General features: G+C 34.6%; 21 protein-coding genes, 1 tRNA gene, 1 pseudogene and 1 riboswitch. Of the genes and pseudogenes, 3 read left to right on the top strand and 20 right to left on the bottom strand.

Going from position 1 to position 20,419, the window contains the following annotated elements; all coding sequences use genetic code 11:
* Positions 1 to 20: 20 nt before the first annotated feature.
* The 10 genes from QM928_RS07655 to QM928_RS07610 form a co-directional block, all read right to left on the bottom strand.
* The gene (locus QM928_RS07655) at positions 21 to 1,784 is read right to left on the bottom strand and encodes a glycerophosphoryl diester phosphodiesterase membrane domain-containing protein (protein ID WP_414294917.1); all 1,764 of its coding nucleotides are present in this window, start codon (positions 1,782 to 1,784) and stop codon (positions 21 to 23) included.
* Between the two features lie 8 nt (positions 1,785 to 1,792).
* Positions 1,793 to 2,383, bottom strand: a complete 591-nt coding sequence (locus QM928_RS07650) for a 3'-5' exonuclease (RefSeq protein ID WP_414289930.1) — start codon at positions 2,381 to 2,383, stop codon at positions 1,793 to 1,795.
* Between the two features lie 70 nt (positions 2,384 to 2,453).
* Positions 2,454 to 2,945 (bottom strand): DUF536 domain-containing protein, encoded by a 492-nt coding sequence (locus tag QM928_RS07645; RefSeq protein ID WP_049504976.1) that lies wholly within the window; start codon positions 2,943 to 2,945, stop codon positions 2,454 to 2,456.
* Positions 2,946 to 3,123: 178 nt separating this feature from the next.
* A complete protein-coding gene (gene truB, locus QM928_RS07640; RefSeq protein ID WP_414294918.1) occupies positions 3,124 to 4,002 on the bottom strand; it encodes a tRNA pseudouridine(55) synthase TruB in 879 nt (292 codons plus the stop codon).
* A 10-nt stretch (positions 4,003 to 4,012) separates the two neighbouring features.
* Positions 4,013 to 5,287 (bottom strand): DUF2130 domain-containing protein, encoded by a 1,275-nt coding sequence (locus QM928_RS07635; protein ID WP_414294919.1) that lies wholly within the window; start codon positions 5,285 to 5,287, stop codon positions 4,013 to 4,015.
* Positions 5,288 to 5,367: 80 nt separating this feature from the next.
* Positions 5,368 to 6,165 carry a formate/nitrite transporter family protein gene (locus tag QM928_RS07630; protein WP_075229484.1) on the bottom strand — a complete coding sequence of 266 codons (798 nt, stop codon included), beginning with the start codon at positions 6,163 to 6,165 and terminating at the stop codon, positions 5,368 to 5,370.
* Positions 6,166 to 6,504: 339 nt separating this feature from the next.
* A complete protein-coding gene (locus QM928_RS07625; protein WP_414294920.1) occupies positions 6,505 to 7,302 on the bottom strand; it encodes a formate/nitrite transporter family protein in 798 nt (265 codons plus the stop codon).
* Between the two features lie 158 nt (positions 7,303 to 7,460).
* On the bottom strand, positions 7,461 to 8,090 hold the full coding sequence (locus QM928_RS07620; protein WP_414294921.1) for a hypothetical protein: 630 nt from the start codon (positions 8,088 to 8,090) through the stop codon (positions 7,461 to 7,463).
* A 25-nt stretch (positions 8,091 to 8,115) separates the two neighbouring features.
* Positions 8,116 to 8,532 (bottom strand): hypothetical protein, encoded by a 417-nt coding sequence (locus QM928_RS07615; RefSeq protein WP_414294922.1) that lies wholly within the window; start codon positions 8,530 to 8,532, stop codon positions 8,116 to 8,118.
* Positions 8,533 to 8,647: 115 nt separating this feature from the next.
* Positions 8,648 to 9,157 carry a QueT transporter family protein gene (locus QM928_RS07610; RefSeq protein WP_414294923.1) on the bottom strand — a complete coding sequence of 170 codons (510 nt, stop codon included), beginning with the start codon at positions 9,155 to 9,157 and terminating at the stop codon, positions 8,648 to 8,650.
* Positions 9,158 to 9,255: riboswitch (PreQ1 riboswitch) on the bottom strand.
* Between the two features lie 28 nt (positions 9,256 to 9,283).
* Between QM928_RS07610 and QM928_RS07605 the strand changes: the two genes are divergently transcribed.
* The 3 genes from QM928_RS07605 to QM928_RS07595 all read left to right on the top strand — a co-directional run bounded on the left by QM928_RS07605 (position 9,284) and on the right by QM928_RS07595 (position 10,350).
* Positions 9,284 to 9,718, top strand: coding sequence for a GtrA family protein (locus QM928_RS07605; RefSeq protein ID WP_049508472.1), 435 nt, complete (start codon positions 9,284 to 9,286; stop codon positions 9,716 to 9,718).
* A 71-nt stretch (positions 9,719 to 9,789) separates the two neighbouring features.
* Entirely contained in the window at positions 9,790 to 10,170 is a 381-nt protein-coding gene (gene mscL / locus QM928_RS07600) for a large conductance mechanosensitive channel protein MscL (protein ID WP_075231750.1), read from the top strand.
* A 108-nt stretch (positions 10,171 to 10,278) separates the two neighbouring features.
* Positions 10,279 to 10,350: transfer RNA gene (locus tag QM928_RS07595), tRNA-Arg, on the top strand.
* A 137-nt stretch (positions 10,351 to 10,487) separates the two neighbouring features.
* Here QM928_RS07595 and QM928_RS07590 read toward each other — a convergent pair.
* The 10 genes and pseudogenes from QM928_RS07590 to QM928_RS07545 form a co-directional block, all read right to left on the bottom strand.
* The gene (locus tag QM928_RS07590) at positions 10,488 to 10,871 is read right to left on the bottom strand and encodes a hypothetical protein (protein WP_414294924.1); all 384 of its coding nucleotides are present in this window, start codon (positions 10,869 to 10,871) and stop codon (positions 10,488 to 10,490) included.
* Positions 10,868 to 11,260, bottom strand: a complete 393-nt coding sequence (locus tag QM928_RS07585) for a hypothetical protein (RefSeq protein ID WP_414294925.1) — start codon at positions 11,258 to 11,260, stop codon at positions 10,868 to 10,870. Before QM928_RS07585 ends, QM928_RS07590 begins: the two co-directional genes overlap by 4 nt.
* 100 nt (positions 11,261 to 11,360) lie before the next feature.
* Positions 11,361 to 13,151, bottom strand: a complete 1,791-nt coding sequence (locus QM928_RS07580; RefSeq protein WP_414294926.1) for a DUF262 domain-containing protein — start codon at positions 13,149 to 13,151, stop codon at positions 11,361 to 11,363.
* 115 nt (positions 13,152 to 13,266) lie between these two features.
* On the bottom strand, positions 13,267 to 13,833 hold the full coding sequence (locus QM928_RS07575; protein WP_153225504.1) for a hypothetical protein: 567 nt from the start codon (positions 13,831 to 13,833) through the stop codon (positions 13,267 to 13,269).
* A gap of 67 nt (positions 13,834 to 13,900) precedes the next feature.
* Positions 13,901 to 14,755 carry an ADP-ribosylglycohydrolase family protein gene (locus QM928_RS07570; RefSeq protein ID WP_153225503.1) on the bottom strand — a complete coding sequence of 285 codons (855 nt, stop codon included), beginning with the start codon at positions 14,753 to 14,755 and terminating at the stop codon, positions 13,901 to 13,903.
* Positions 14,756 to 14,949: 194 nt separating this feature from the next.
* Positions 14,950 to 15,549, bottom strand: a complete 600-nt coding sequence (locus tag QM928_RS07565) for a hypothetical protein (RefSeq protein WP_153225502.1) — start codon at positions 15,547 to 15,549, stop codon at positions 14,950 to 14,952.
* Positions 15,550 to 15,909: 360 nt separating this feature from the next.
* Positions 15,910 to 16,441, bottom strand: a pseudogene (locus QM928_RS07560) (GNAT family N-acetyltransferase).
* A 465-nt stretch (positions 16,442 to 16,906) separates the two neighbouring features.
* Positions 16,907 to 17,488, bottom strand: a complete 582-nt coding sequence (locus QM928_RS07555) for an HNH endonuclease (protein ID WP_153225501.1) — start codon at positions 17,486 to 17,488, stop codon at positions 16,907 to 16,909.
* Between the two features lie 5 nt (positions 17,489 to 17,493).
* Positions 17,494 to 18,111 carry a chemotaxis protein gene (locus QM928_RS07550; RefSeq protein WP_153225500.1) on the bottom strand — a complete coding sequence of 206 codons (618 nt, stop codon included), beginning with the start codon at positions 18,109 to 18,111 and terminating at the stop codon, positions 17,494 to 17,496.
* 15 nt (positions 18,112 to 18,126) lie between these two features.
* Positions 18,127 to 20,412, bottom strand: a complete 2,286-nt coding sequence (locus QM928_RS07545; RefSeq protein ID WP_153225499.1) for an ATP-binding protein — start codon at positions 20,410 to 20,412, stop codon at positions 18,127 to 18,129.
* Positions 20,413 to 20,419 lie beyond the last annotated feature (7 nt).

Genomic DNA, 20,419 nt, shown 5'->3' with positions numbered 1-20,419 from the left:
TTCAGCCTCTTTTGTCTTACCTAGAAAGTAAATATTTCTGCTGCTTTCTTGAGAAGCAAGTCCGTATATTCAGGATCTTCCTGAGCGGTCTCAAGCTCTTCTTTAATTCTTTCCAGATCATCTGTTATCATACCATCAACTCCCAAACGTAGGGACTTATCAAAGGATTCCGAACCATTGATTGTCCAAACATAGAGTTTTTGTTTTGTATTCCAAAGCTTGGTTACAAAATATTCATCTAAAGTAGAATATTCCATGGTATAACCTGTAGCATTTGTTCTTGGAAAAACGGAATTATAGGGCAGTATGAAATAGACTGGAATCTCTTTATCATACTGGGTAACTTTTTCAATAACATGATAATCCAAAGATTGCATCTGATGCCCATAGACTTTAATTTTTGCTCCATATTGATCTAGAAAATGATCCATCATTTGAGCACTATCTTTTCGACTCGTTTTTATTTCGATCAGCAATTTCTGATGAAGGTCATTGGCACGATTTATATAATCATCAAAGCTAGATATTTTAGTCTGATAACCATTTTCATAAATATCTAATTGCTTCAACTCATCTAAAGTTAAGTCTTGTGGTGTTACATTTAATCCCGCTAAACTTTTTAGGTTCGCATCATGCATCATGACAAACTGACCATCCTTGGTTTCCTGCACATCCATCTCAACTAAATCTGGTTTTAACTGAGCTGTTTTTTCTAAGGATTCAACTGTATTTTGGACACCATTCCCATTAGAAACTCCTCTGTGAGAGATGACAAGCGGAGGATTGACTACGGGTGCTTCGAGATAAATATAGCCTTCAATCGCAAAGAAGATACTTGCGCACCCCATTACACCCCATCTCATAATATGGTCCTTTTTCCGTCTTGGCATAATATCCAACTCCTCACCAGTTAAAAAGGAGGTAAACTTAACCAAGAAGTAGGTTAAAGACATATAGTGGATATTTTTAATCAAAATATAGTTTGAAATAGCTAGAATCAATGATTCTCGGTGTGTGAGACCATCTGCTAAAGACTGGATCAACAATAGAGGAATTAAAGGTAAGTAAAAGAAAAGATTCGTTTTGACAACAATGAGAAAGAGATGCCAAGCGTAAAACCAAAAATGATTTCTGGTTTTTTCTAAACTGTAAACCACTGCTTTCTTAACCGTCATCTTTTCAAAAAAGATTTTTGGCAAAACAAAAACCAACTTAACAGAAACGCATAGGAAGAGGATTGACAAGATGATAATAGCAAGCCACCACATCCAGTATTTGTCTTCCATGTAGGTCTGAATAAACTCAGGTATCACTATTTTATTAAAATAATAAATTTTAAAAATCTTCCTGATAAACGGAAAAATCATAGCAATATAAACGAAGATAAACAAGGCCTTGGAAACAGTCAGACGTTTCATGAAGGCTATACTTTCACGAAATACCTTGCGACTATACTCAATCAAGGTTCGTTTCTCGTGATAGAGAAGGTGTCGAGCCCCAATAAAGAGGAGACTTAGTTGAAAATAGGCTACTAAAAGGTTAATGGCTATTAAGATTAAAAACCCAAGGCTGACTAAAGGCGCATGTTTTAAAATTTCAAAAACATTGTTATATGAAATAAACAAATAGCCCGTCTGACTGAGTAAAAAACCTGCTATCAATGAGTTCAGTGGCAACCAAATATAATCTACTAGCATGAAGATTAAAAAAAATAGAAAGAGGATTTTATCCAGATTGAGGTAAATCTTTTTAAAACCCAATTTTTTAGGTTTTTCAGGTTTCATAAAATCTCCTAATCAAAAAGCTGTGATAAATCTAGTCCACCGAAAGGATTAGAGTTCAAGCTACTCTTGGAGTCCAGTAAAATTCTGCTTTCATCAGATTCTAGAAAAGCTTCATAAACACGCGCAGTCATACGTGCATCCTCTAAACTATTATGAGACTGCCCCTTGAATCCTAAAAATTCAGCAACAGTCTGTAATTTTAGATTTGCAATGCCGTGAAGATCCGAACTCCGTCGCTCAAAAGCCTCATCATAGAGATCGACTAGATATTGACGACTATAATCCAATCCATACTCTAGTAAGATTGGTAAATCACTCTTGGCTGCATTATAACCAACAAGGGGTAATTCACCAACAAAGTCTTGAAAATTCTTAAGAACTTCCTCTACCATCGGTGCATCTTTCAAGGTTTCAGACGTGATACCCGTTAAACCATTGATAAAGCTTTTCAATGGGACATCGGTATGAACATATGAGTCAAATGCTCCTACTTCTTCACCATCTTTAAAACGGACCGCAGATACCTGAATCAAGTGAGTTTTATCTTGGTGTTTATTAAATTCCAAATCAAATGAAATGTAATCTCTTAATTTTTCCATCTTATCCATTCCTTACTGTATGTGTAAAAAGAAACTACTTGGTTATACCTAGAAACCAAGCAGCTTTTTCTTATCCTCCAAATAAGCGAGCAAAGAAGCCTTTCTTCGTTGCTTGTACTTCTTGCTTAGCCTGATCCAACTCCAACTGAAGGGTTTCTTGGTCCTTCATAGCTTGTAAGGTTAACTGTTGTTGTTGATCCAATTGCTTATCTTTTTCTGCGATTTGACGGTCTTTGACACGCATCTGTTCATCTTTTTCAGCTAACTGTTTGTCTTTGGCCTTTAATTGCTCATAAAGACGGATGATTTCAGCGTTCTTTTCATCAACAAGAATCTCCATTAATTCACGTTGCTTCACATCATCACTAACAGGTTCATCTTCAAAAATAGTCTTTTTGTAGATTTCTTCAAGCTTAATCAAGCCACTACGAGTTACCACAGTGACTCCTTTATCATTTTTAGTCGTATCTTCTTCAGGTAATTCCTTGACACGGTTATTGATTGCTTGGCGGGACAAGCCCAAGACCTCAGCAATCTCACTAACAGTCATCTCAATACTCATAATATCCTCTGAAAATTTTCTAGCTTTTCTTTATTTAAATATTATCATAAGCAAGCAAAACTGTCAAATATCACCGTGTTTTCAACCCTTTTTCATAACTTTTTCGGGTCTAAACTGAACTGTCTTTTAGTATTTTTTAAAACTAAAAATCAGTTTGCGATTTTACCACCAGTCCTAATCAATTGAAAACCTTTCTAGGCTTATAGAGTTGGTCACGTTTTTCTAAAATGGCTAGTAATTTTTCACCATCAAAACCAGCCAATTCCTTCTCGGTTTGTTCCAATTCAATAAAGCGACCAAAACGCACTTCTTCTGCCTGCTCTGGGGTCAAATATACCTTGACCAAGTCACCTGTCCCAATCTCCAAGGGATGAAGAAAGTCTAATTCACCAGCTTGTACTTTTTCCTCAATTTCACTTAAGGTCAAAGCATCATCTAACTGTAACCCAGCTGCACTTGTTCGTGTTAAATAAGACATATGAGCAGCATAGCCAAGTTTTTCTCCTAAGTCAACCGACAAGGTACGAATATAGGTTCCCTTACTGCATTTTACACGAAAAGTAAAGCGTGCAAGATGACCCTCATAAGAAATCGGACTTGTCCGTTCAAATTGATAAATCGTCACCTGACGCTCTGGACGCTCTACTTCTTGACCAGCACGCGCATACTCATAAAGTTTGCGCCCATTGACCTTGACAGCGGAATACATAGGTGGAATCTGAGTGATAGGACCTGTCAGACTAGCGATTGCTTCATCGACAAGATTCTCATTCAAAGGTGACAAAACTGGTGTCTCTGAAACTACCTCACCACTAGAATCCTCGGTGGTCGTAGAATAGCCTAGGGTGATTTCACCCTCATAGACCTTGCCCTCGTCCTGCATAAACTCGACCATGCGAGTCGCCTTACCAACGGCAATCGGCAAAACACCCACCACCTCAGGATCTAGCGTCCCACCGTGACCAATTTTCTTGGTTCCCAAAATCTTACGCAGCTTAAAAACTGCATCATGCGAGGTCATCCCCGCTTCTTTTTTTAAATTGATAATACCGTTCATGTCTTGCTTTCTACTCCCCCTTCAATGCTTCAAACTTAGCTTTCATGGTTGGATTTTTTCGTGTCAGTTTTTTGACTGAAACGTCTTCTAACTTATTGTTAGCAAGGCGGAGTTGGTTTTCTGATGTGGTCAAGAATTTCTTGACCTCTTCCATACGCTTAATGGCTTTATCAATCTCATCGATGGCCTTGCCAAAATTGACAGAAGCCGAGTTATAATTCTTTGCAAAAGCTACCTTGAAAGCGTCCAAGTCTTCCTCAAAATGAGTGATATCAATATTTTGTTCTCGGATAAGTGCTAATTCTTGCTTGTATTTAAGAGAGTTAAGAGCCGCATTGCGTAAAAGACCAATCAACTGGATAAAGAATTGAGGACGAATGACATACATCTTTTCATACTCGTGACTGACGTCGACAATCCCAGTATTGAAGTAGTCGTTATCTGCTTCAAGCATACTTACCAAAACAGCATACTCACAGTCTTTCTCACGGCGGTCTTTGTCTAATTCCTTGTAAAAGTCTGCATTCTTATGTTTCTTCTCTGTCCCGTCTGCTTCATTTTTCATCTCAAACATGATGGAAATGAATTCTAGTCCATTTTCATCAAAATCACGGAAAATGAAATCGCCCTTAGAACCACGTGCTGAAACCTTGTTGTCCTTTTCAAAGTAGGCATTGGGGAAGGCAAAGCTACGAACCTTGTTGAACTCACCTTCCGCATAGTGTTCCAGACTTTCACCAATAGCCTTTGTAGATTGTTGGGCTTTGAAATTCTTATAGAACTCAACCTGCTCATTAGCCGCCTTAAGCTGGGCCTCATAATTTTGTTTAACTGAAGTCAGAGAAAGTTCGTTTTCTTTTTCTTGTAAAAGGAGCTGATTTTTGACCTGATCACGTTCTTTCTCTAAATCAGATAGTGTTTTTTGTAGTTGATTTTCATGCTCTAAGCGCAAGGTAGCCAATTGATTTTCGAGAGCTTGGACTTCTTTTTCCTTCTCTAGCAAGCTTTGACTTGCACTTTGCTCCACTTCCTTTTTGACCAATTCTTTTTCTGTATCAAAGCTGTTAATTTGACTTTGAAGCTGGGCAATTTCTTGATCTTTTTGAGCCAGTTTGGTCTGTTGCTCATTCAAAGCCTTTTGCTCAACCAGAGACAACTCTTGTTTTATTCTGTCATGTAATTCCTTATCAAACTCTGCTGTTCGTACCTGCGACAAGAGTTCTGCATACTGGCTTTCATTGACTGTAAAGACTTCGCCACAATTTGGACATTTAATCTCGTTCATGTTATTCCTCTAAATTTATCTATTCTACTTTCATTATAGCATGGATAAACAAAAAGAAAAAGTTGGAATGAATCCAACTTTTAATCTACATATGTATCTTCGTTTTTATTTAAGAAAGCGTAAGGTAATCCCATGAGTAGACCACCACCGATAAAGTTACCGATGAAAGTTACACCCCAGTGACGAAGAATATTTCCAATACCGAAGTTTGCGATTGAATCAGCAGCAACACTGAATTTCACAATAGCAAATGATGCAAAGTTTGCGGCGATGTGCTCGTTTGTTAAGAATACAAACATGTAAATCGCTGAAAGAACCAACCAAAGTTTTGCTCCACCATCCTTGACTAAAACGAATGAAAGAATCGCGATATTTACAAAGACATTAGCCAAGATAGCTTCAAGCAAGACTAAATCATTACCACGCCCTAACTTCATCTCTACAACACCCGAAATAAAGCTTTCATGTGACAATTTTGCGAAAGCTGCCGAATGAGCGAATCCCCAACCTGCTATAAGAGCACCGATCAAATTAAAGAGTGTACAGTATAGAAGAATTTCAGCTGTTTTTCTCCAGCTAATTTTTTTCAAAAAGCTACCAGCTGTCAAGAACATCATGTTAGATGTTACTAACTCAGCATTCAAGAAGACAATGTAAGCCAATCCCCAAGCGAAAACAAATGGGAAGAGGAAACGTCCACTACCAGGAGCAATCTTATTAATCAAGTCAGCTCCAACTGCACCAGCTGCTGTACTAAATGTTAAGAATGCACCAGCAAACATTGAACGGATAGCATACTTGAATTTACTTTGACTGTAAAGACTTTCCTTTTTCTTACAAGCAAATTCAATTTTTGAGATAAATTCTGAAGAAACCATATAAACTCCTAAAACTTTTATTTGTGAATATTATAACATAAAATCGAAATTATGGGAAGGCTTTCTTAAGACATAACTTTAAATTCTTACTAATTTTAGCAATCCTTTCCATCCTTATTCTATACATTTATTTTATTAATTTATAATTATTATTTTAGTTAGGTTTATATTTTCTATACTAAATTATTTAATATATTTTACCAATTGGAGTAATAATAAATTTCTGAAATAAAGATTAGATTAAAGTTATCAGCCAGTAATGACTGCATTTAATTCTAAATAAAAAGAGAATCGCAATGATTCTCTCTTCTTCTATTAGCCAATATAAAATACTCAGGTCTAATCAACGTAAGTCTCTTCGTTTTTGTTTAAAAAAGCGTATGGTAAGCCTATCAAGAATCCTCCACCAATCAAGTTAGCAATAAAGGTAACTCCCCAATGGCGTAGGATATTTGGAATATCAAAGTTAGCAATTTGGTCAGAAACAATGCTGAATTTAATAATGCTAAAGGATGAAAAGTTGGCTGCAATATGCTCGTTAGATAAGAAAACAAACATAGAGATAGCTGATAAGATAATCCACAACTTAGCACTGCTATCCTTAACCAAAATAGAAGATAGAATGGCAATATTTACAAACATATTTGCCAAAATCCCTTCCAACAAGACCAACTCACTAGGTCGTGCCAACTTCTTGGCTACAATCTTTGGTAAGTAACTATCGTGAGTCAGGTGTGAAAAAGCCGATGAATTAGCAAAGCACCAACCTGCTAAGATGGCTCCAACTAAGTTGAAAAAAGCACAATAAAGTAAGATAATAAAGGCTTTCTTCCAGTCAATCTTCTTCAAGAATGTTCCAGCTGTCAGGTACATCATGTTTGATGTGACCAATTCAGCATTTAAAAATACAATGTAAACCAGTCCCCAAGCAAACACAAAGGGAAAAAGAAAATAGCCAGCACTAGGAACAATGCTATTGAGTAGATCAGCACCTATGGCCCCAGCGGCTGTACTAAAGGTTAAGAAAGCACCTGCAAACATCGAGCGAATGGCATATTTAAACTTGCTTTGGTCAAATAGACCCTCTTTCTTATGGCAATAATAATCAATCTTTGAAATAAATTCTGAAGAACTCATATAAACTCCTAAAAATTTTTCTGTTACTATTATAACATAAAAAAACTTAAGGAAATAAAGTTTTTTCTTTTTTTAATTAATTTCAGACCTTATTTTTCCATCATCTTTTTTAGAAATCCATACCCAAGCTACAGAGAAAAATCATTACCATCTAGTTATTAGTTGCCAAAGTTCATCATTTCTTCCCTACTCATTCCAACAAGCTCTGAAACCCACAAGCCCACAATATCTGACAAGACAGAATCACAAATATATTCATTCTCACCATGACCATATTTACAAGTGAAAAGAGGGGTTCTTATGGCTGATTGATAAAATTTTAAGGCTAACTCTTGCAGTTTTTCTGGCTGAAATTTAAGTCCCAACTCTTGCGCAAGTAGAGTTCTCACTTTGTCCCACTTTTCGCCTTTTGACTGGTAGTTTTGTCGTGCTTTATTGATAAATCCCTGACAGAATTTTGCCAACAAATCCTTGTTTTGGTAGAGTAACCGACAAGAAAAGTCTGAGATAGAACCAGCATGAATTAAGAAAGTAAGCAAGTTATCAAGGCTTTCTGCTACCCGACCAACTTGGTCTTCACTCCCTATAAAGCCAATACTCTCATCCTCAAGAATTATATATTCTCCCCCGCTGCCGTCCTGGGCAAATGCATGACAATCTAAAGAATATTCCTCATTGTTATAAGAAAATTGTACTTCTCTTATTTCATCATAAAAATAAATATCACACTCTGCCAATAGCAAGTTTCTTAAATGATTATTGTCTCTGATTGCTTCTAGTTTTTCCATTTTCACCTATCCTTAGACTAAAGTCCTACCAATTGATGATAACTTTAATATGATACTTTTTCGTTTCATTTTTTAGATTTCTGACAAGCTTATCATTCTCTTTTGATTGGCCAAAGAAATAGGCTAGAGCTTTTCCGTTCTTTTGTTGGATACTCAAAAAATATCTAGCTCCATTCAATTTAACACTTGGAATAAAATCGACCTCAATCTTTTTAATATTATTCAGTGGTATAATGCGCTTTTTAAAAACATAAGCATTATGGATATAAAATCTTCCCTTAGCAATATGAAACGGGGCAAAAAAGTTTCCACCACTTTGACGCACAATCACATAACGACGCCATAGAATCAGTAAAAGAAGGAAGGAAATAAAGTAAATAGCAAAAGTCAAAACCGAGCTTTTCATCATAGATTTTAGCCCAATCAAAAAATAATCTATCATAATTAAACCACCTTTTTCCCTTATTATATCACTTTTATTGAACAACTAGTTTTATGGACAAAGAAAAAGACTGAACAAAGTTCAGCCCTTTTCACAAAGATTTGATGTAATATCTTTATCTGGTCAAATCAAGACGTTTACCGATTTTTCCGATAAGAATAGCACCAACAATCAAGGAAGCGAATTCTCCGATAGCAGTTGTAAACCAAGTTAAGAAGAAAGGTGCTTCTGCTACGATATTCAATTCAGCAGCAATGGTGATCATTGAAATCGAAAAAAGAATTGAAAAGAAGAAATGATCTTTACGAATCAATCCATTAAAAAGATAGTCTTTTTTATATTTGCTAAACAACCATACGCCTAAACTTAGGAAGACAAGAGTTGATCCTCCACCAACTGCGACATCGATGAGTCCAAAACTGAAGAAATTAGCAATCATACATCCAAGAGTAACACCGATAATGTACTTAGGATTGTAAAAGGCAAGAAAATTCATCATTTCAGAGATACGGAACTGATAAGCACCGTAACTGATAGCATTAAGGGGTGGTGTGATTGTCAAAACCACATAAATTGCTGCGACAATGGCAATGTCTGCCAAATCACGGACAGTAAGTTTTTTCATCTATTATTCTCCTTTAGCGATTAACCCGCGTATAATATGCTTGGTGAAAGAAGCTAAGCACCAAGGGTTGAACAAGTCAACCTTTCAAGTATAGCACATTTATGTCCTTTATGCTATACTATTTTTATGAAAACATGTATAAAAAATTTTTTCGACAATGAAATCCTCTCCTACTTATTTTTCGGGGTTGCAACCACTCTTGTTTCTATCATTGTTCGTATCACCAATTTTTACTTTTTCCAACAAGAATTATGGGCGACTGCTCTGGGAAATATAGCTGGAATTCTCTTTGCTTTTTTCACCAATGATACCATTGTTTTTAAACAGAAACGAAAAAATTGGTTCAAGCGTCTGATAAAATTTACGACTGCAAGATTCATTACCTTCCTCTTAGACCTGCTTCTGACCTTTATTTTTGTGACAAGTTTCCCCCATATTATCGGTCAATTTGTAGGTGATAATCTCAATACTATCAATACAATTGAGACTATTTTTGCACAAGTTACTATCATAGTCCTCAACTATATTTTCAGTAAAGTTTTTGTTTTTAAAAAACACTGAGCATATTTCTTGCATTCAACAGATGATTAAGTTATAATTTAGATTGTAAACATTTCGAAAGGAAAAAGAAAATGTTAAAGGATCTTAAAGAATTTTTGCTCCGAGGTAACGTTGTAGACCTTGCTGTCGGTGTGATCATCGCTTCTGCTTTTGGTGCTATCGTGACTTCATTTGTTAATGATATCATCACTCCACTCCTATTGAACCCAGCCTTGGAAGCTGCGAAAGTACAAAACATCGCTGAGCTTGCATGGAATGGTGTTACTTACGGTAAATTCTTGAGTGCTATTATCAACTTCCTTGTAGTTGGTACTGTTCTATTCTTTGTGATTAAAGCTATGGAAAAAGCTCAAAGCCTTACTAAAAAAGAAGAGGTTGTTGAAGAAGCACCTGCTGGTCCAACTGAATTGGAAGTTCTTCAAGAAATCAAAGCTCTTCTTGAGAAAAAATAATCATATAGAGGATTCGGTTCAATACTGAATCCTTTTTTTATTCTCCTTTTGCTGAGTTTAGAAAAAACTTGAGTTCAGCTCTCTTTTTTGATATAATAATTAAAGTTTCCACCCTTAGTGTAATGGATATCACGTAAGATTCCGGTTCTTGAGATGGGGGTTCGATTCCCTCAGGGTGGATATTTTATAAAGAACTTACCAAAATCTGTAGATAAAGCTGTAAGGATTTAAGCTCTATAATATTTCTAGTGGATAAATTCCCTATAGATATTATGGAGTCTATTTTATTATTGAAAAGGTTTAATTTTACCTAGGCTTCAGTCTAGTTTTTTTATAATCGGAAATGCCTCTGTAAGGACGTCTATCCCAAAATTAATTCCCTGAACTTGGTAGTGATAGATTGGAACAGAGTAAATTTTTTGAACTCTGTTTTTGAGGTGACTATCTATTATTTCAAGTAAAATCCCATCTGATAAATAGGGAATTTCTGGTCCACTAAGTAAATCTTCTTCTAGTAAATTCAGGTCCCACCCCTGATCGATAGATCTGCAGAAAAGAATCTTACCAAAATCTATACAGTATTTTAACTTTTGATTCTTTAAGCCTTCAAGAAAAATTTGCAGATGATTTTCTTGAGAAAGTTGACACCGTAATTCATACCAATCATACTTGATTTCCTCACCAATATGAACCCACTTCATTTTTTACCAACCTCTTCTATCCTTATATCACTCTCTTGATTTTTATAGAGAATTAAGTCAACGACTAGATTCTTTGCACAAATACGAAAATGAACCAACTCTTCTTCAGTCAAAACTCCACCCGCCCTATGAATCACTTCTGTAATCAGGCTACTGGTCTCTAGCTTACAAATCGGGGATTCAAGCGCTGGCGAACTAGGAATCTGATGAAGAGCATCAAATAAGTCTCTATCTATGATTTGGTAAAAATGACAGAAGGGAAATTTCAATCGAATCAGATGTTTCTTACCCTTCAAAGTCATCGTAGAAATCTCGTAATGACTATTCTCACTAAAAGCTGCACTAGCTTCATATTCATCTTCTGGAATAATAGATTTCCACTCTAGCATTAAATCTCTCTCCACTATTTTCAATCATCTCATACGCTTTCTCTCTATAAAAATCTAAAGTAGTTTGAAAAACGCACAGCTACTTGTTATTGATTTACCATTAAATCCATCCTTTTTCCTTAAATTCAGCAATACGAGCTAAATCCTCATCTGAAGGTTTATTGGAAACAATTTCTTTTGTAATAACCGAATACTCTTTGTTCCATTTTTTAAGAATTGCAATAATAGAATCTGAAATCCTGATATCTCTTTTCGAAATTGACTCTAAATTCCACTCTTGAATTTCAGAAAGTCCCATAAATTTTGTGATTTCGATCTTAGAATCTGCATATTCTTTTTTCTTTTTAGCAAAGTAACCATTTCCTGCTATAATATTTAACTTCTTTTCAAATGGTAATTTATTGCCTATATGCTCGATTTTCTCTCGGATTTTATGATCTGATTCATCGATAAAGTAGTTAGTTTGCCATTTTTGAGGGAAGATATGCTCGATTTCCCATTTACTTGGTAATAATGAATCCTGATGTTTATAAGCAAGTGTTTTAAGCAACATTCTCACCACATTACGGTGAGGATTTTGGATTCCTGCTTCAAGTTGAGCTTGGTCTAGTTCTTTGAAATCAAATTTAGGAATATCTGATATAACAATTGCTGAATTTAATTTCAAAATATCACCCTTAACAGCATTGATAGTTGGAATAAGAATGTATTTTGTCATTAGTTCAGCGAGTAATTTGTTTAAGAATCTTGCAAATTTATCCTCAAAGTTTTTATCCTTACGATAACAAATATAATATATAATCACCGGATATTTCCAGAACTCATTAGGATATGAAGTAAGTGTATCTAATGTTTGTTTTATCTTTATATTTGATGACCAACTCTCATCTTCCAGCACTTCACCTTTATTAATTACTTTCCATAATTCGATCATTACGAATAAATTATCTAATAATTCAGATTGATAAAGGCGTTCAAATTTGTTACTCGAATAGTATTTTCTGACACCAGGTGTAGTACTTTTAGTATCTTTTTCCAAAGCCCTAAGATAGAACATATAGTAATAAAATAATTGTTGGATACTTTCATTAGCTGCTGTAGCTTGTTCATCAAGCTCTTTCCAGCGTTCAATAAATGTTTCCTTATCTTTTCCCTCAAGATGGTTATAAATTTTAGCTTTAAATATATCAGCATCAGATAGCGGTAAGCCTCTGTCATTTAGAGTAGAGAAAATAGTCAATGCTGTATCTTGGGTATCGGCAGTTATTGGTAAAAGAATAGCTTGATTTAATAGGGAATAAATGAACTGATAAATCATTAAGGGATTCTCACTTGAATGTTTATCAAGTAACTCCTGAAAATGAATATAATTTCTAGAATAATTATCTTTAGAATCTTTATTTGCTCTTCCAGTTTCGAGAATTTTACGAAGAATTTCATTACCTTCATTATTAACAACACGTGATGTTAGAAGAGTAGTTTTATAATCAACTGTTCCAGTCAGTTTATTAGTTCGCCAGATTGAAGGTTCAATCTTACCAATAAAATTGTTTGCTTCTGGAGTTCGTTCTGATAATGGAGAATTAAATAGCTTTGTGTAAATCGCTCTTAACAATAAAAACAGAGAGGTAATACGTTGCTGACCATCAATAATTTCCTGTTCACCATTATCATTTTCATACGAAACGATGCTTCCAAGAAAATACGAACCTTCGCGTTCAGTACCCCCATTACTGACGGTAAATTCCCATAAATCTTCAAACAGTGTTTCAACCTGTTCATCGGTCCAAGCATAAGGACGCTGATATTCTGGAATAACAAATGGTTTTGTTCTTCCACTACCAAGTAGTGCTTCAACACTCTGCTTATTAACTTCTATTGTAGTTGGCATCTTAAACCTCCATATTATATTTGCTAAAATACTACATTTTTTATTGATTATTTTGAAAACTATATCAAATCGCTTTAACTAGCAATCCTACACATTCAAAACGAACTTTTAGTAACTATTGCATATCTTCCATGGCTTCTTTCACATATCTTTCTACATCTTCAATCTCTAAAAAAGAAGGATCAAGGTGACACAAAAAGTGCCAATCTTCGGCGCCTCTTTTTCTGTAGACAATCGCTTCACCGTCTTCACTTCCGAAAAAGCTTCTATCGACTTCATATCCGTTGTGATCTAAAAAGTCCTTTGCCTTGTGATAATTTGCTTCTCTAACTTCTACATAGGCTTTCACTTCATCGTTATTAACGATATAGGCATCGATTTTTGAAAATCCTTGGATCACTGTATCGTTTCTAACGGACAGATTTGAAATTTCTTTCCAAATAATGTCCACATTTTCCTCAGAGTTGAACATAAACTTAGAAAAGGGCACAATATTTCCCTTATAGACAATTTCCATATAATCCGGCAAGTGTTTTGGGTTCACATACTCCACCTCAAACCCATCTTCTGTTTCTAAAGTATATCCAGGAATTTGAGCTACAAAAGCTCGTCCATCTTCTAAAGAGTCAAACACGACTAAATCTTTAGAAAAATCATTTTGGTACAATTCTAATATAAGCATTGATAATCCTTTCTAAACTGTCCGTACATTATTTTTTCACCACAGGATACTGACTGGCTAGTCTCCATTATGATATTGAAACTTCTTTCTCCCATCGTCTGAGCACATCTTTTAAAGGCTCATCTAGGTAGGAACAAGCCTTTTCCTTAATCCAATCAGGAATTCCATAAGCCGCTTCTGCTATACTGCCTGTTATTGCAGCCAGAGTATCGCTGTCCCCACCAAGGGAAATCGCATTTCGAATCGCATCTTCGAAGTCTGTACTTTCTAGAAAGGCAATGATTGCCTGAGGGACCGTATTCTGGCAAGTCTCATTAAATCGATAATGAGGGCGAATTTCATCCAGAGTTTTCGATAGGTCATAGCCATACTCTTCCTCTATGTGCTCCTTGATAAGTCTCTTACATTCTGTAGGATTATCGTTGATTGGTTGCTCATAGTCGCCACTATAGCCTCCAAAGTAATAGCGACACATAAAGATAGCATCAGACGTCGCCATAGCTCCTTTGACACCATCTGGATGATTATGAGTCACCTCTGCAGAAAGTCGTGCAAGAGCTCTTCTGGACGGCCAGGCTCCTGTTCTGGCACAGAAACTACAATCCATGACCCAAGCACAAGGAGAAACACGCATGGCTGAGCCATTGCCAAAGCTATTATATGGTTCACGATCGTCGCCATCAACCCAATTACTAAATCTCGCACCGTAACCTGCATCGGGATACATCCTACCATATTTCTTCATGGCGTCAATAAAGTTATCCTTCTGACCGCCATTCATAATGGCTTCTGCAACAGCACAGGTCATAACCGTATCGTCTGTGAAAAAACAATCATCACGAAATAATGGAAAATCTTTCGTTTTAATATTGTCCCATTCATAAACAGAACCTACAATGTCTCCAACAATTGCTCCAAGCATAAGATTCCTCCTAATGTCCAATGTCACATCTATAAATATACTAAAAATCTACTCTACTTTTTTTTAGATCGTACAAAGAGTGATACCACCTCAACGTGTGTTTGCATCTAGCTTTTACTCCTATAAATTCATTAAAGTTAAATTTGGGGTATTAGAGGAATTGAAATATTCTCTTTCTAATCCTATAGATATGCCTATTCTGTTCGAGTTTCAGCTAAATATATTCCCCATTCAGCTAATTCTTCAGGCAAGTCATAAACAGTTTTTCCATTACTTTCATAGATTTCAGAGATTCCTGGTAACGTCTTAGAAAAAGTTTTCCAAGCTGTCACTAGTTCTTCTACAAATTGAATATTATGAGGTTCAAAAAAGTCATTAAATTTCGATAGTTCTTTACTATAAATTGTCACAACATTATAGCTATCAAGCATGATCTCATCATGACTTTTATGCCCACCAAATCCAAACTTACTTAGTCCATCATTAACAAGCAAATCACCGTATCTAATCAACAGTGCTAGGCATTCCTCTCTTGAACAACCATCAATATAATAAACATCCTTATGGGATTCCTTGATAATATTCTTTGCTATTACTTTTTCTCTATCAATACTGACAGGCAATTCCAAAATAAAAAATAAGGGCTCGTCATGAATCGCAATAAAGTGTTGAAAAACCTCTAATATTTTTTCTGCGTGTACATTCGCCATCAAATGATGTTCAGTTAACTTTGTAAATGACTCAAACAGGTTTTCTACCAAGCTAACTCGATGACCTTTTACTAAATTCAACATTATGCGTCCTCCAGAGAATTTAAACAATATTCACATTTATAATTTCATTATACCATTAAACCCCTAAAAAGACTGCAACTTCACAGTCGCAGTCTCTTATAAATCTATCTCAATTCCTTCAAGGAAAGTTATTACAATTTGTCCAGCTTCTGAAATAGATTGATATCATGTCAGACTATAGTATCCAGAAGCCCAACTTGAACTATTACTCTGATTCTTATCCTCTATTCGATTAGAGAAGCTACCTTCACGCTATTCATTATTCCTTTCGTTCACTTTTAAGAGCAGAGAAACACTCTCAGCAGTTCGGACTTACCGTATCATTTCGTCGTTTATGCATCGCTCTACGACAGCTATGCCTTACTTAAATGAAATCCACTCTGACTTTGATAGACAGGTTATATGTTCTGTGCGAAGAACACCTTCCAAAGCACATGGAACGTTCTCTTTTGTATGATGATAACGGAACCCACATTTTTCCTGAACTCTCTTTGACTTTGTATTGCCGTCAAAATAACCGCACCACAATTTCTCCAGATTCAAGTCATCAAATCCATGTCTCATTATCTCACGAACTGCTTCTGGTATCAGACCCTTACCCCAATACGGAACTCCAATCCAGTAGCCAATCTCAGCCTCAGTATCAGGAATGCCTTTATCATTTGCAGAGCCAATCATCAATCCTATGCTCCCCACTTTCTTTTAAAACAATAGCGTATGTCTCAGGCGCGGAAAAATAACTTTTTATAATCTCCCTGCTATTTTCAACGCTAATATGTACAGGCCAACCTGCAATCGGATCCACCTCGGGATCACTGGCATATTGAAATAAATCAGTGGCATCTCTTTCTTCCCATGGGCGAAGAATCATTCTTTCCGTTTCTAAAATCATTTTTTCTCCTTAAATTCCAACTGTTTATTAAATCACTTCAGATGAAAGTTTTTATAGTGTAGTGAACTTAGAGTAGTACGCCTTGGATTCTAAAACATTTATTAGACATTGTTTTGACTTTCCTAACCTCTTTGTTCATATCTTATTTCAATTAACTATACTTTTTTACCAGCAAGCATACGCACTCAGAGGTTTGCTGTTTTCGTATGACTTCGTCGTAAACTCCTTACTCTACGACAGCTATTCCCCAGGGAACCTTCTCGACCTTCTGTCTCAATTTGTCGCATGGACGGACTCAAAAGGTTCAGTGAACTTTTGAGGATTAGTTACACTTCTCTAATAAACTTACCGCTTCAGAATATCGTATATGAACTATATATATCAGCATTTGTTTTTATATAAATTTATATCATGATACATCATTTTATAGATTTAATATCTAGTCAAAACCGCAATAATATCTGATTACTCTTTTTTTTCGAATAATATTTTCTTCAACTCCTCTATAGCCTTATCTAATTCTAAATATTTCATCAATTCCTCTGATGTGAGCTTATCCTTAATTTCAAGTAAATTTTTCTTTGCATTAATCAATTGACTAATTTTCCATATTTCCTTCATCGGCCGTATATCAAACCTAAATGCATTTTTATACATGTATTTACCAATATTTGTATAGAATTCAATACTACCTTCTTTATCTCTGCCTAAATGAGTATCATATTCTTTTAATACAGGATCTACAAAGCCAACCTCTCCATCATTGGGTTTATCTTTATTTTCCGTTGGCCATTTGCCGAGTTTTTTTCTATTGCATGTGAAACAAGAATATACTAAATTGGAATAATCAAGTTTTCTACTTGAATCTATTCTGTCAGGAACGAAATGATCTGGTTCAAAACCTTTTGTTGTAACCTCTTCAGGTTTTCCACAATAACCGCATATATGTTTAAAGTCTTCTCTCAAATGAGGAACATATTTTTTATAGTCATTTTCTTGATTCACATCAATACTTCTACTAATTTCATTTTCTCCATGTATTCGCATAACTTTTACCTGTTTTCGATTTCCTCTACCAAAACATTTACTCTTCCAAGTATTTCATCAATTTTCTGATTAACCTCGCTACTTAAAAGATGAATTGGCAAGTCATCTACTTCACCATATGCACGTAATAATTTATATAAATCTATAAACTGTTCTTCTTCTATTGCTGATATAGAACCATTTTTCTTTGCTTTGAGAAGATTCTCATAGTCGATATGATATTTATGTAACCTAGTTTCAAAAACATCAACAGCCTGTTTGATCTTTCTTACAAACTCTTCTATATCATTTGCAGCTAAAACATTTCTATCTTCAATCAAATTTATAATTACTAAATTTTCATTTATTGATTCTTCAGGGTAATTAGTTAATATTAAGCATGGTAAATCAGGGACTTTCAAATTTATATAAGTAATTAATTCCGTCCCCAAAAACTTAAATTTATTATTAAGTTTATAATCTATAATAAAACATTTAATACCGTTAGATAAAAGCCATTCTATTATTTCTGGCATTTCAGTAATGCCGTCTGGATATAGTAATTCAATATTTTTTCTTGCTAAACGTACTTGATAATCCTCATATGAATCTCGATCATCATCAATAAATCCTATTCTATACATGTCAGTCCTCCACTTCTATTTCTTTATTAATTTTATAGTGGCATAGAATCCAGAAGTATATTTCATATTATCGGATAAATCTATACTTCCATTATAGTCAGCAACCGTTCTATTTATAATCCACATACCCATACCAGTGCCAATAGTTTCTCCCATTTCATTTCTTCTATCACTTTCCATAGGTTCTAATATTTTTCTTGGATTATCTTTATAGGCACGAGATAACCCTCGTCCAGAATCGCTGTATTTGATAATAATTTCTTGTTCTAAGTCAGATACTACGATTTTTATACTCTTATTATCTGAAAAACAGGATTCAAAAGAACTTACACTATTAGCAATCAGATTACTAAAAATGCTTTCAATATCATAAGGAAAACATTTTAATTGTATTTCTGAACCTTGAAATTCTAAAACTATTGAAACGTTTTTAAGTGTTTCTTCCCATGACTTTACCGTTTGTGATATCAGAAAGATTAAATCTGTTTTTTTCATAGTTCTTTTATCACGTGTTACAGAACCTATTGTTACCTTGAACCATGAATTTAATGAATCTCTCATTACATTAGCTTCATTTACATATTTTAACCCATCTTGTAAGTTTCTATCTAATTCCAAAGCTTCTTTAGCCATAACAATCTTTCTGCTTAGCTTATGAGTTATATCTTTAATTTCGTGGACATAAGTGTTAGTAACTATACCAGTTGTAGCTAATGTTCTTAGCAATCTATTCTCATCTTCTAAGTTTTTAATAACTGTATCTTTATGATCTAAAACGGTTTTAGCTTCTTCTGGATCTATAAAACTTTTAGCAGATTCTGATTTTTGATTGAGTTCACTGCTATCATCTAAAAATTTCTTATCTTCTCTAGCAGCCTTTGCTTCTTCTGCTTTCTTATTAATTTCAGCTTGTATCCTTGCAGCTTCCATTATTTTATCATAGCGAGCATCTAACTTACGAAAGACATATTGCCTATCTTTTTCAAATTCCTGAATCACATTAATTAAAAATTCTTTTAATAATACAAATTCCTTTGTTTCTACAATACCTTCTCTATTAGATTGGTCTGGTAATGTAATATTCATGCGAGAAATAAAAATTGATCCAATTATTTGATCAGTATTAACCCTCCACGCACCTGTTTGATGTGAAGGTGCAGCAGGAGATTTGTTTTTTCTACCAGCTAATAACAGCCAGTCATAATCAGATGTTTTGGGTTCTCCATAAGGTCTCACTCTAAAACTATCTCTATATATTTTTATTCCCCCAAAAATATCCCTCTTATTATTACGATTATTCGACAATTTATAGAAATATTTTTCAGCATCTGTTTTTGAAGAAGTCACTTTTTCAAAATACAAAACTCCGGAAAATTCACCTATTGTATTTTTAAACTGCTCCCCACGTTTTGGTAGCATATGTGCAAAGTTTGTTTCTATACAAATATATTTGCCTTTAAAATACTGTTCATCTTCTGAAGTAAATTCAGCTTGTGTAATTATTTCATCAAATCTATCACCAAAGTCAAATTCATTTCTATGTATCTCAATATAAGTTTTTCCATCTTTCAGAACATTAAATTTAATTTTATAATCATAAGAAAAAGCATTCTCAACATCTAATACATCAGCATCTTCACTTGAGTTTTGTTCATCAAAGAAATATACTTGAAATTCACTTTTCATTTCATATGGTATTAATGTTATTAAATCGTCCTTGATTTTTTTTATAACATTATCATTCCATGAGTCTCTTAAAGAAGTTAACTTAAAAATAGTTCCCGTGTTTTTTAAATTATTTAATATTATATTTTTCACTTCGTAATTAATAACTTCATCAAGAAACCCATCTATTGATACAGTTGGTTCATACAAATCTGCTGTTACATCTGTAATATTATCACTCTTTGAAAAATCCTCCCAATCAACCTTCCAAATTAACTTTCCTTCCACAGAAACAGTAAACATTTCACATGTATCAGATATCCTATCTAAAGCAAACCTTCCAATTCCTTTTGCTCCAGTTTGTATTCGACCTGATTTGCTAATAAATCTATCCTTTTTTGTCGATCTTCCAATAGTCATCCAGTGTTTTATAATGACATCCTTTGTCATACCACAACCATTGTCTGCGATATATAGCGAATTAGTTGTTTTTTCATAATATAAGACACAAATCGTAGCATCCGCATCATATGTGTTTTTAACTAATTCAATTATAGCACCGTTTAATTTTGATACATTTTCCCGTCCTATTAAACGAGCTGTATAAGCATCTACATTGAATGATATCTTCTCCATGGTAATT

It is taken from the genome of Streptococcus infantis, from assembly GCF_047460405.1.
Taxonomy (GTDB): domain Bacteria; phylum Bacillota; class Bacilli; order Lactobacillales; family Streptococcaceae; genus Streptococcus; species Streptococcus infantis_Q.
Note: the sequence above shows the minus strand (reverse complement) of the source record. Positions and strands in the feature narration are given on the sequence as shown.